Genomic DNA, 11,735 nt, shown 5'->3' with positions numbered 1-11,735 from the left:
AAGCAAGCAAGCAAGCAAGCAAGCAAGCAAGCAAGCAAGCAAGCAAGCAAGCAAGCAAGCAAGCAAGCAAGCAAGCAAGCAAGCAACTGTAGCCCGGAGGGTGGGAGAAAGATGAAGAAGTGCAAATTAGTACAGAATATAAGAAATTTCAAATTTTGTTATTTTATATTTTGCACAATGATATGTTTGGTTGTTTTTCCTGTTTCCACATCTGCCCAAGAAAGATCCAGAGCGGATCTTTATCACAGGAAATACAGGAATTGATGCTTTGCACTATACGGTGCGAAGTGATTTTTATCATCCGGAAACAGAATGGGCAAAAGGCAGCAGACTGATTGCTGTAACAGCACACAGAAGGGAGAATCTGGGAGAGCCCATGCGTGATATGTTCCGGGCTATACGCAGGATCGTGGAAGAATTTACAGATGTGAAGGTTATTTATCCTGTACATTTGAATCCGCAGGTCAGGAAGATCGCAGATGAGGAATTTGGTGGATGCGAGAGAATACACCTGATCGAACCAATGGATGTGGTGGAATTCCATAACCTGATGAAAGCCAGTTATCTGATCATGACAGACAGCGGCGGAATTCAGGAAGAAGCTCCTGCACTGGGAAAACCGGTACTGGTCATGCGGGATACAACAGAGCGTCCGGAAGGTGTGGAAGCAGGAACCTTAAAGCTTGTAGGCACGAAGATGGAGGATATTTACAGAGAATGCAGGCGGCTTCTTACAGAGCCGGAGACATACAGAAAAATGAGTGAGGCTAGAAACCCTTATGGTGATGGGACTGCAAGTATCAAAATCAGAAAAATCCTGGAGGATATAGATGCATAAGCATAAACAGAGCCAATGCAAAAGAAAAGTGAAACATCGAAAGAACTTGATGGGACTTATTATATTTTGCATAACTGTGTGCATTGTGTTTATGTTTGCTTATTATCAGAACCTGAGAAAAGAAATATCTGTCCGGCAGGAATGGCTGGAAACCGTCCTGACCAGAGAAAAAAAGTGGATCCTTGAGAATCAGGGCCCTGAAGGCGAAATCTATATGAATGGAAGTAAAGCCGGAGATGTTAATCCATACTTTGCATGTATGGCTGCACTGGGGCTTCTGGCAGAAACAAAGAATTGCCCCATGACTGAAACAGAGCAAAAAGCTGTTGGCAGGTATCTGGACTGGCATACTGGGGTTTTGCTGGAAACAGATGGAAAAATGGGAATCTACAGGAAAGAGGGTGGGGAACTTATTTATAAAGAAAAGGCTGATTCCGAAGACGGATATCTTGGTATGTACCTTTTTCTTATGGGAAAATATCTGGAAAAGACAGAAAGTACAGACCTGCCGGAATCCTGGAAAAATGGAATCAGCCTTGCATTAAAAAAGATTCAAAGCCTGATGCAGGATGGAATTACACAGGTTTCAGAAGAAAACACAACAGTTTATCTGATGGATAATCTGGAAGTGTGGAAAGGCCTGTATGAATTGGAACTTGCAGGACTGGAAGATACGCAGGCGATCAGTGAAATTCGTAAAAAGATACAGAAACAGATAGAAAAGATATTCTGGGATGATGCGAATCAAAGATGGAGAATTATCGGAAACAGTGATCGGTATCATCAGACAGAATTTTATCCGGATGGTGTTGCTCAGATTTATCCGCTGATTTATGAATTTCCGGTAAAAGAGAAGAAAAAGCAAAAGGTATTATATGATCAGTTTACGGAAAGATTTCAGTGGCAGAAACTGAATAAAAAAAGAACTGGCTTTTTGTGGGCAATGACAGGAATGGCTGCTGCGCAGATGAGGGATATCAATAACCTTGTGGAATTAGTAGGAAATTATGAAACAGAATATTGTAAGAAACGAAAATATCCGCTATATACAGGCGAAGCAGGATGGATATGCATGGAATGCGAGAAATTGTATGGATTATATGAAAGAAAAATAAAAACAGCATTTATACCATGTATATGATCTTGTGCAGAGTGAATAAACGAATACTATCGCAATTTTCAAAAATAGTGCCTGTCAAAACAGCATATTTGCAATATGCAGTTTGCGGATGTTGATGAAGCCCAAAGAACCCGAATCTGATTGTAATCAAGTAAAACGCCGGTTGTGTGAATTTCTGAAAAAACGTGAGGAAGAATTAAGCTCCACGCATGAAAACCTCCAGTTTATTGCCGTGAACCAGGAAGGATACTATTATTCCGATGAGGGTCTGCAGGGCGTGTGGTACAGATCTAAAGATCTGCAGGATGCGGATATCAAAAGCTTTCTGACATCGGACTGGATCACCAATGAAAACCAGATGGTATTTGCCAGAAAACTGCAGAGCCAGCTGGTGGTCGACGGCAGTATCATCACACACTTTATTCTGATCCGTTCGATGGAGGAGATGGCACCGTATTTCAGAAGCAGTGCATTCAGCAACCAGAGCACGACGTATGTGGTGGACAGCAACGGAACGAAGATGTTCGAGGATACCGCTGTCGAGGAGCTGAGGATTCTGGCAGTAATTCTGCTTCTGATCCTGGCATCGGTTCTCTTTGTGACGAAATTCCGGAACAGCAGCCACCCGCTGGCAAAGAAAATCCCGATTCTTGCGATGACAGCCAACGCATTTTCAGAAGATGTGCAGAATGCCTTCAATGCGGGCATGAACGCACACATAGTAAAACCGGTGGATATGAAGGTACTGATAAAAACAGTGCGGAATCTTCAGACGGGCGCCGGAGCGGCAGGAACTTTAAATTGAAAAAATCCGGCAGAGTGTTTATAATGGATGGGAAAAACAAAACAGAAAGGCAATGCCGTTATGCGTAAAATTACAGAATTAAAAGAAAAACAGGAGATTGCGCTTGGAATATTACTGTATCTGGATGAAGTCTGCCGGAAACATCACCTGATCTATTTTGCAGCAGATGGAACGCTGCTCGGGCTGATCCGGCATCAGGGGTTCATTCCGTGGGATGATGATGTGGATGTCTGGATGCCGAGAGCGGATTATGAAAAACTGGAACAGATTGTAAACAGCGAAACGGATACACCGTACCGCGTCATGAATTTTCATAATACAAAGGGTTTCACACTGGCATACGGAAAGCTGGTACACACCGGAACGAGTCTTGTGGAGCACGTGGCAGGAGCTGTGGATACCGGTCTTTTCGTCGACATTTTCCCGTTTGACGGACTGCCGGAAAAAGATACACCGGAGTACGACCGTCACTGGAAAAAGCTGCTGTTTCTGGAAAGCCAGCGGATGAATGCATTCCGCACCTACCGCCAAACCTTAAAAGGAAACAAAGGAAGCTTCGCAAAATGGTGCAAATGGGCGATCCGGAAATGCTATGGAAAAGAGCGGATTCTGCGCGAGATGGAAAAAGAGTGCAGAAAGTACCGCGCGGAGGACTCAAAGTGGGTGGCCTGCCAGTGCGGCGGTTACCGCAAGTCGGACGCGATTCCCAAAACAGCGATCGAAGAGATCGTGCGCCTTCCGTTTGAAGGCCATCTGATCAATGCCCCGGCGGGATATGAGACGTATCTTCACACCCTGTACGGCGATTACCATCAGCTTCCGCCGGAGGATCAGCGTCATCCTGCGCATGTGGGAGATGCCTACTGGCGTTAGAACAGAGAAAAAAGCAGATGAGAGGTAAGCAATGAGTAAAATACTGGTGCTGGGACGTACCATGGACATGGGCGGAACGGAAGTTGCCATGGCAGCGCTGCTGCAGAAACTGGTGGAGAAAAAAGAAGATGTAACGCTTCTTCTGGTCGAAAAAAGAGGCGTTCTGCTGGAGCGGATTCCGAAGGAAGTGGAAGTGCGCCAGATGATCTGGAACAAAAAACCGCATCCGGCTTTGGAACGGATTGTGGGAAAACGGGAGACACCGGCAGAACGGTCTTTCTATGCCAGAGGAATGGGCGTATTTCTGATGCGCGTCGTGTATGGAAAGAAACGGTATGGAAAACTGTATGAACGGATTCTGGAGTGTGTGGAGCCGGAAACAAAACAATACGATCTTGTTTTCGACTTTTTCGGATTCGGTGCGTTCACAACCGCATTCGGAGCCAGAAAGACGAATGCGCGGAAAAAAGCGGTCTGGTTCCACGGAGAAAATCTCTGGTGGCTGTTCCGGACCAGGGACTTTATTCCGGAGTATGATAAAATTTACTGTGTTTCCGAGCCTGTCCGAAAACAGGTCATTGCCCGTTTTCCGGAACTCGCGGACCGGACAGAGGTTCTGCTGAATTTCATTGACATCAAACAGGTGCAGAGACGGAGTGAGGAGCCGCTTAGCGATCCGCAGTACACAGGAGAGCTGAAATTTCTGACGGTGGGAAGAGCTTCGGAAGAAAAAGGATATGATATTGCGGTGCAGATTACGGCGGAGCTGAAAAAACGGGGACTTCGCTTCAAATGGTTCATCATCGGTGATGGAAGAGATCTGAACAAGCTGCGGACCATGGCAAAGGAATATCAGGTGGAGCAGGAAATTATTTTTCTCGGAATGCGCGAAAATCCTGCGCCGTACGTAAAATCCTGCGACCTGTATCTCCAGCCGTCCCGTCACGAAGGCTATCCGATTACGATTGTAGAGGCGAGAAGCCTGCAGAAGGTCATCATCGCTTCCGATATTCCGTCCATGCGCGAGCAGATCCGGGATGGGGAAAACGGATATCTCTGTCCGCTGGATGTGATGCAGTTTGCCGATAAAATCCAGAAAGTGCTGGCAGATCAGGAAGGACGCGATGCGGTCAGAAAGAAGCTGCGGGAGGAACCCATTGATTTTTCAGCGGGATATGCGCAGATAGAAGCGTTTGCAAAAAAATAAAAGAGAAACAGCAAGAAAAAACGCCAGAACCGGCGATAAGATATTTCCGGTTCCGGCGTTTCTTTAGTCCTGGCGTCCCTGCTTGTTTTCATACATATATTTATCTGCTTTGTCAAACAGCGTGTGGAGCGTACATTCGTTGTAATCGGTGGAAAGTGCCAAGCGGTGGGAATAGCTGATGCGGAACTGGGTTCCGTAGCTGTTGAACTGTTCGACTTCGTTCTGAAGCTCTGTGAGGATTTCTGTGATGCTTTCGCGGGTTGCATCATAGATGACCGCCATAATTCATCGCCGCCGTATCTTCCTACGAAATGCTTCGCGGGAATCGAGTTTCGCAGCAGCCGGGCAAAGTTCAGAATCAGCTGGTCGCCAATGGAGTGGCCGAGGCTGTCGTTGACGCGTTTCAGGTTGTTCATGTCAAAGACGATACAGGCGGTAGGAGTTTTGATGAATTCCACATTGTGGAACAGCTCTTCGCACTTGCTCTTGTTCGGCAGTCCCGTGTGAAGGTCGATGTAGGCTTTCTGTTCCAGCTGGCGGTTGGCACGGGAAACTTTGACTGCGGCAACCGTTTCATCTGCCATCTGGAAATACGTCTCGCTCATGTCTACCAGATCCGCCGTTCCGTTTTCTCCGGATCTGACCTTCTGAATTTCATTTTTCAGTTTATCCCAGCAGGCAATCTGGACATTCAGTTTTTTCTGATAATCCTTGTCGGAAAGACTCACGAGATCGTAGTGGCCGTCCTCGTATTTCAGTCCGCTTAAGATATCGTCCAGGTAAGGTCTATCTCAAATCCGGAAAGATCCCAGACTTCAATACTCTTTTTTCCCTTCCTGAAGCTCCTTTTTCTCCCCTCGTCCCGCTGAAACATGCTTTCCGCATCCTGAAACAGAAGCCTTCTTTCATCTTTCAGACGGATTACCGTTTCTAAACCGCATTCTTTCAAAGTATTGATAAACGGGGCATTCAGGTACAGCGCATCCGCCACAATCACATCTGCGAAATGACCATGCCTTTTCTTTAAATGCCGGATGAGCCTTTTCGCTCCTGTCAGTTCCCCTTCATCTTTTTCTGAACCATCTCTGGGTTTCAGCATTTCCTGCCCAAAGATCACATGCGGCGATTTTCCTACCGTCATACATACCACACTTCGATGAAAGTATTTTGTCTTCCCCGTCCCGTTCTTCCGGCTCAGGCAGTCTGGACAGGACTTTTTTGTACTGCTGAATAATTCCATCCCATCAATACCTGCTGCAACATATCCGTCTATGGTTCCTTCCCGAAATACGCGGTTGCGTTTCAGAACATCAATCGTCTGCGCGTGAATTTCCTCGATTTCTTTTGGATCAATCCGGGAAAGAAGATCCCTGACTGCATCAACTTTTGGGATTTTTCCACGGATACAGTTTTTCAGTCGTTTCTCCATGCTTTCCGGCGCTGAAAAAATGGTGTGAAAACTTTCATACTGAAGCATCAGGAAAATCAGCACTGGCATAACGATATTAAACAACGGGATGGGTTTTCTTTTTCTTTCATCGGATAAACCCTTGATTTTTTGTGGAATTTTGTATACACTTTTCATATAAGTTAGCAGTTTCTTCAATGCTAATTTTTCATTAAGGACACCTTCTTTCGTATGTTTGTGGGGTAACATAATTATACAATAAAAGGTGTCCTTTTTGAGTGTTTATCCGGACTGCGGCACAGATGGCCCGGGCATTTGGTGCTAATTTTACAGCACTGTATATGCAGACCGCGGAACCGGCAGAGAAAACGCCGGAGGATCAGGCAAGGCTGCAGAAGCATATCCGCCTGGTAGAACAGAGCGGGGCGGAGATTGTAACGACGCACAGCGAGGACATTGCCCTGCAGATTGCAGAATATGCGAGAATTTCCGAAGTAACGCGGATTGTCATTGGAAAAAGCATGATGGATCAGGGATTTTTTCGAAAGAGAAGGGGATGGACCGAACGGCTGACCGATCTGGTGCCGGATTTGGAAATCCATATCATTCCGGATTCCAATATCATTACCATATATCTGGTCGGCGTTATGATGACGTCCATTCTGACCAGCGGTTATACCTGCAGCGTAATCAGTTCTGTGATCAGTGTAGTGCTGTTTAACTACTTCCTGACAGAACCTTCTTTTCAATACCAGCCAGCTTCTGCAGAAGGCAGAGGATGCGTCGGAGATTTTTGATATTACAGCGACAAAGCTTGTAAAACTGCTGGGAAGGGATCTGACGGCCGCACCGGCAGGGGCACAGGAGAGCAGAATTGTCCGCGGAACACTTTACAGCGCGCAGACAGGAGGAAAGACGGAAAAAATCTTTGACCCAAGGGAACAGGAAATCATTCAGTGGGTTCTCGACAGCCAGAAAAGAGGAGAAAAATATCTGGATCGCGGTGGAGGACAACGGCCCCGGGATTCCAAAAGAGTCCAGAGAGCATGTGTTTGAGATGTTCTATTCCGGGAAAAATAAAGTAAGCGACAGCCGCAGAAGCCTTGGCCTTGGACTGGCACTCTGCCGTTCGATTGTAAATGCGCACGGCGGGGAGATAGCACTTTATGACTGCGATCCACAGGGCTGCTGCTTTCGGTTTACCCTGCCGCTCAGTGAGGTGAATTTGAATGAATAAGACATTAATTCTGGTTGTGGAAGATGATACGCCGGTTCACAACCTGATTACTACGACGTTAAAAACACACGATTATAAGTATATTTCTGCAAAGAACGGTGCGGGTGCCATTATGGAGGCATCCACACATAATCCCGACATTGTTCTGCTCGACCTTGGCCTGCCGGATATTGATGGCGTAGAGGTGATTGAAAAGATTCGAAGCTGGTCGAATATGCCGATTATCGTAATCAGTGCAAGAAGTGAGGACAGCGATAAAATCGAGGCATTGGACGCAGGAGCGGATGATTATCTGACGAAACCGTTTTCTGTGGAGGAACTGCTGGCCCGCCTTCGAGTCACACAGCGCCGTCTGTCCCAGATGCAGGCAGAAAATGGAGTCCAGTCGGCTGTCTTTGAAAATGGCGCACTGCGGATCGAGTACGCAGCGGGGTGCGCATATCTTGACGGAGAGGAACTTCATCTGACCCCAATCGAATACAAGCTGCTCTGCCTGCTGTCGCAGAATGCAGGGAAGGTGCTGACGCATACGTTTATCACACAGAAAATCTGGGGAAGCAGCTGGGAGAATGATATCGCTTCCCTCCGTGTTTTCATGGCGACGCTTCGGAAAAAGCTGGAAAAGAACGGAGAGCAGACGCAGTATATCCAGACGCATATCGGGGTTGGCTACCGGATGCTGAAGGTAGAGTAAAAGAAGAAAAAATTTGACTTTACAGGCCTAAAATGATAGCATAAAGGACAGAGAACGCAGTTTTGGGAGGACGAAAAAACGGATGATGAAAAACCTCGAAGTACTGGAGGAAATAAAAAAACAGGGAAAAAACCTGATTGGGACAAAACGGGATGAATTTGTAAAGCAGAATCTTTTATCGGATGAGTTTATTGAGATGATGCAGAAGAACAAAAAGCCGTTCGATCTTCTGATGTCGTATTATCAGTGCGCCATTATGGAAATCGAGACAAAGTTCCGGGTGCTGAATCAGGAATACTCGCTTTCCTATGACCAGAACCCGATCGAAGGAATCAAAACAAGGGTCAAATCGTATGAGAGCATTATGCGGAAAATCCGCGTGAAAGACATCCCGGTCACACTGGAGTCTATCGAGGAAAATATCCGCGATATCGCCGGTGTGCGCGTGATCTGTTCTTTTCCAAGCGATATTTATAAGCTGGCAGACAGTTTTCTGAAACAGGATGACATTACGCTGATTGAGCGGAAGGACTATATTCAGCATCCGAAGGAGAGCGGCTACCGCAGTCTTCATCTGATCGTTCAGGTGCCGATCTTTTTACAGGATACAAAGAAACTGGTTTACGTGGAAGTACAGTTCCGTACGATCGCGATGGATTTCTGGGCGAGTCTGGAGCACAAGATGCGCTACAAGAAAAATATTCCCGAAAATCATGTCAAATATCTGCAGGATGAACTCTACGACTGCGCAAGACAGAGCGCGGAGCTGGATAACCGTATGCAGAATATCCGGAATCTGATTGCAGAGGAAGCAGAAGAGGAAGAGTGCGATACGCTTGCAATGCTGCCGATGAAATAGAGAACGGATTTGGGAGTTGGAGAAAAAGAGCATAAAAATACGCCGCAGGTCTAGTGATCAGATCTGCGGCGTATTTTTGCTCATGCTTCTTTCGAATAATGAATATGCTGCAATTTCCATTTCTCGTCCTCTTTGACGGCGACCTGTGTCTCGAGTCCGCGGATGCCGTACGAAGTGCCATCCTCACGGCGGATGCATTCGGTGTGGTAAGAGAAAAGGATGAGAGCTGTGTTTTCGTTGATCAGACGCGGTTCAATTTTATCTGTGCGGAACAGGATGGAAAAATCAAGCGAAGGTTCATAAGCGGCTTGCGCGGCTCGATTCGGTTAAAAAATCAGCTCCTGTTCCCGAAAGAGCGAATCAACGGCCTCTTCATACTCGGCAAGGCGATTTGCTTTTTTGATCTTTTTCAGATACTTCTGGGGATTCGTAAACGATGTTCCGAGGTAAATCCACAGTGCCTTTAATTTAAACAGCACATTTTTATCCCCGGAAATAACGCGCGCATAGCCGGCACAGAGATCTTCGCAGAATGCGCGCAGCAGCTCCTTATCTGCCGGAGCTAAATTTTCACTGCTGGCAGGATCTGTACTGCGCAGCATCCCGATCAACCAGGGGTTCTGCAGCACCCCGCGGCCGAGCATGACCTTTTCCGTCAAGGGAAAATCATGGCAGAGCTTCTGAAAATCAGCGGTTGAGAAAAGATCCCCATTGTAGCACAGCGAGTGGCGGCTCGTCTCATATGCTGTCCGATAACACTCCATGCGCGGCGTATATTTGTAGAAATCTTTCTGAATCCGCGGATGAATAATCAGCTCTTCCAGCGGATATTTGTCATAAATCGCAAGCAGCGTCTCCCACTCATCGGTGTCGGTTGTGCCAAGTCTTGTCTTGATGGAAATCCGGCAGTCGCAGGACGAAAAGATTTCATCGAGAAATGCATCGAGTGTATGCGGCCACGCAAGCAGTCCGGAGCCGCGCCGCTTGGCGACAACCGTGCCGGACGGACAGCCAAGGTTCAGATTGACGGTATCGTAGCCGTACTCCTTCAGTTCTTTTGTCAGAGAAAGAAAGTCCTCCGCCTGGTTTGTGAGAATCTGCGGGAGCACCGTCATCCCTTCGTTATGCTCCGGGAGAATGTCATTGCGCTCGCGGGAGCTCATCTTTTTATTTGTAATAAATGGCGTGAAATAACGGTCAGCCGCCGGAAAATATTTGTGGTAGGCGCTCCGGTACACATATCCGGTCAGCCCTTCCATCGGGGCGAGATAAAATTGCATGATGATAAAATCCTTTCAAAAAAATCGGTTTTCCAATACGAAAAGTGTATCATAAAACTGCCGGAAGGGACAGAAAAAAATGAAAGTAAAATAATATCTACTAAACAAGTAAGAGGTTAAAAGAAGAAGCCGGTGCGACGTCTGTTTTACAATATGTGATGAGATGTAGAAAAAATCCGATACAGAATCTTTTTTGAGGGGTCCTCAAAGATTTCTGTACCGGATTTTTCTAATTCTGCATATGGATCTGCTCGCCCGTCACCGGCGCAAAGCAGCGAAGCGTTTCGCCATCGAGATTCTCGCGGTGCATATCAACCGCAGAAATCTGATGATTGTCATACGTCGTATAATAGTAAATTCCCTGCGTCGCATTGCAGCAGGAAGTATAGAGCGTGATCTCATACTTTCCGTCCGCCACCTCACAGCATCCTCTCTGCTGGTCAACAGAATTTAAAATATGGAAAAACTGGCTGACACTTTCCGTTTCGCTGTTTCCCGAGATCGAGTTCTGCTTTACAAACGCCACGCGTGCAAAGCGGGAAGCAGAAGAGAGGTCGCCCGGCAGTCCGAGGCCACCCATGCCGCGGCTGTACGTAGAAAGATCGAGCTGGTTGGAAAATGTGTTGGCCGGCTGTTTCGGTGACAGATGCAGGTAATTGTTCAGTGAGAACATCTGCATTGGAAACGGCGGATTGTTTGTCAGAACGCCGACCGGATTGTCGTAGACATGCAGACCGTCCGCCGTGGATTCCACGGTGATGGCACCCGATGCATCTGCGATGATCCAGTGAAGCTGTGCGAGCGGAAGATTCTTTTTAAAAGGTGTGCTGATGAGATTGATACGGGAGAGGGATTCTTTTGCTTCCGCAAGCGAAGCACATGTACCGAGAATCCACGGGATCAGCTCGAACTGCGCGATATTGTCTTTCTCCGGTTTCGGATCGAAATAAACGGCATTTCCTACAAAATTAAGGCCGGCGATACCAAGCCCTTTTTCATTGAACGCCTCATAATAGAGCGGGTAATCATCCATCACACACGCCATGCCGATCATTGCATAGTGATGGGAAAGGGACGGCATATGAAGAAAGGAAAACGGGTAATTGCGAGGTGTAACGGTGATCTGGTCGCCATAGGAAAATTCATAATCGAGTGTGCGGCCCATATAAAAGTCGCGTGTTTGATAGGTTGCTGCTGTACACATAGAAAAACTCCTTTCGATGGATGATTTGTCATTGCTATAAGGTATCATAGCACAGAAGCGGAGGAACGAACAGGAGAAAAATATGAAAAAAGTATAAAAAAGGATCCTTCAGAGTGGAGACAAAACCCTGCTTTTGCAGGGTTTGCTATGGATGTTTTTTGAGGGATGATTGCTCAGATACGCTCCGGGTCGCTGACTGGTACCTGTTTC

General features: G+C 46.8%; 12 protein-coding genes and 2 pseudogenes. 9 read left to right on the top strand and 5 right to left on the bottom strand.

Translation table 11 applies throughout. The features are described from left to right. Window positions 1-220: 220 nt before the first annotated feature. From wecB to DWY63_RS07465, 5 genes and pseudogenes are all read left to right on the top strand, one after another. A pseudogene (wecB, locus tag DWY63_RS07485) lies at window positions 221-838 on the top strand (non-hydrolyzing UDP-N-acetylglucosamine 2-epimerase); the annotation flags it as partial. A gap of 214 nt (window positions 839-1,052) precedes the next feature. After that, complete coding sequence (locus tag DWY63_RS07480) at window positions 1,053-1,979, top strand: hypothetical protein (protein ID WP_147343060.1); 927 nt, start codon at window positions 1,053-1,055, stop codon at window positions 1,977-1,979. Between the two features lie 94 nt (window positions 1,980-2,073). Then, the gene (locus DWY63_RS19075; RefSeq protein WP_173815309.1) at window positions 2,074-2,763 is read left to right on the top strand and encodes a response regulator; all 690 of its coding nucleotides are present in this window, start codon (window positions 2,074-2,076) and stop codon (window positions 2,761-2,763) included. Between the two features lie 27 nt (window positions 2,764-2,790). Next, window positions 2,791-3,636 carry a LicD family protein gene (locus DWY63_RS07470; RefSeq protein ID WP_022461471.1) on the top strand — a complete coding sequence of 282 codons (846 nt, stop codon included), beginning with the start codon at window positions 2,791-2,793 and terminating at the stop codon, window positions 3,634-3,636. Between the two features lie 31 nt (window positions 3,637-3,667). Next, window positions 3,668-4,843 carry a glycosyltransferase gene (locus DWY63_RS07465; protein WP_117760761.1) on the top strand — a complete coding sequence of 392 codons (1,176 nt, stop codon included), beginning with the start codon at window positions 3,668-3,670 and terminating at the stop codon, window positions 4,841-4,843. Window positions 4,844-4,906: 63 nt separating this feature from the next. On the opposite strand, the gene DWY63_RS18380 is transcribed toward DWY63_RS07465, so the two are convergent. The 3 genes and pseudogenes from DWY63_RS18380 to DWY63_RS18370 form a co-directional block, all read right to left on the bottom strand. Then, entirely contained in the window at window positions 4,907-5,125 is a 219-nt protein-coding gene (locus DWY63_RS18380; protein ID WP_243001861.1) for a hypothetical protein, read from the bottom strand. Next, window positions 5,122-5,427 (bottom strand): annotated as a pseudogene (locus tag DWY63_RS19070) (GGDEF domain-containing protein); the annotation flags it as partial. The gene DWY63_RS18380 and the pseudogene DWY63_RS19070, both read right to left, overlap by 4 nt. Window positions 5,428-5,606: 179 nt before the next feature. Then, window positions 5,607-6,356 (bottom strand): transposase, encoded by a 750-nt coding sequence (locus DWY63_RS18370; RefSeq protein ID WP_243001859.1) that lies wholly within the window; start codon window positions 6,354-6,356, stop codon window positions 5,607-5,609. Between the two features lie 197 nt (window positions 6,357-6,553). Here DWY63_RS18370 and DWY63_RS07450 point away from each other — a divergent pair, with 197 nt between their 5' ends. From DWY63_RS07450 to DWY63_RS07435, 4 genes are all read left to right on the top strand, one after another. Continuing rightward, entirely contained in the window at window positions 6,554-7,048 is a 495-nt protein-coding gene (locus DWY63_RS07450) for a DUF4118 domain-containing protein (protein ID WP_147343059.1), read from the top strand. A gap of 131 nt (window positions 7,049-7,179) precedes the next feature. Further along, on the top strand, window positions 7,180-7,488 hold the full coding sequence (locus DWY63_RS07445; protein WP_243001858.1) for a sensor histidine kinase: 309 nt from the start codon (window positions 7,180-7,182) through the stop codon (window positions 7,486-7,488). Continuing rightward, on the top strand, window positions 7,481-8,182 hold the full coding sequence (locus DWY63_RS07440; protein ID WP_022461465.1) for a response regulator: 702 nt from the start codon (window positions 7,481-7,483) through the stop codon (window positions 8,180-8,182). The genes DWY63_RS07445 and DWY63_RS07440 overlap by 8 nt, the downstream gene beginning before the upstream one ends. 82 nt (window positions 8,183-8,264) lie before the next feature. Next, window positions 8,265-9,041: a GTP pyrophosphokinase gene (locus DWY63_RS07435; RefSeq protein WP_055227650.1), complete on the top strand. Its 777-nt coding sequence runs from the start codon at window positions 8,265-8,267 to the stop codon at window positions 9,039-9,041. Between the two features lie 326 nt (window positions 9,042-9,367). Here DWY63_RS07435 and DWY63_RS07430 read toward each other — a convergent pair whose 3' ends face one another. Both DWY63_RS07430 and bsh read right to left on the bottom strand, forming a co-directional pair. After that, the gene (locus DWY63_RS07430; protein ID WP_117760769.1) at window positions 9,368-10,321 is read right to left on the bottom strand and encodes a tRNA dihydrouridine synthase; all 954 of its coding nucleotides are present in this window, start codon (window positions 10,319-10,321) and stop codon (window positions 9,368-9,370) included. A 229-nt stretch (window positions 10,322-10,550) separates the two neighbouring features. Beyond that, on the bottom strand, window positions 10,551-11,525 hold the full coding sequence (gene bsh / locus DWY63_RS07425; RefSeq protein WP_055219508.1) for a choloylglycine hydrolase: 975 nt from the start codon (window positions 11,523-11,525) through the stop codon (window positions 10,551-10,553). Between the last annotated feature and the right edge of the window lie 210 nt (window positions 11,526-11,735).

Origin of the sequence: Blautia sp. AF26-2 (genome assembly GCF_003460955.1) — a bacterium.
GTDB lineage: Bacteria > Bacillota > Clostridia > Lachnospirales > Lachnospiraceae > Fusicatenibacter > Fusicatenibacter saccharivorans.
This window is presented reverse-complemented; position numbering and strand designations above follow the sequence as displayed.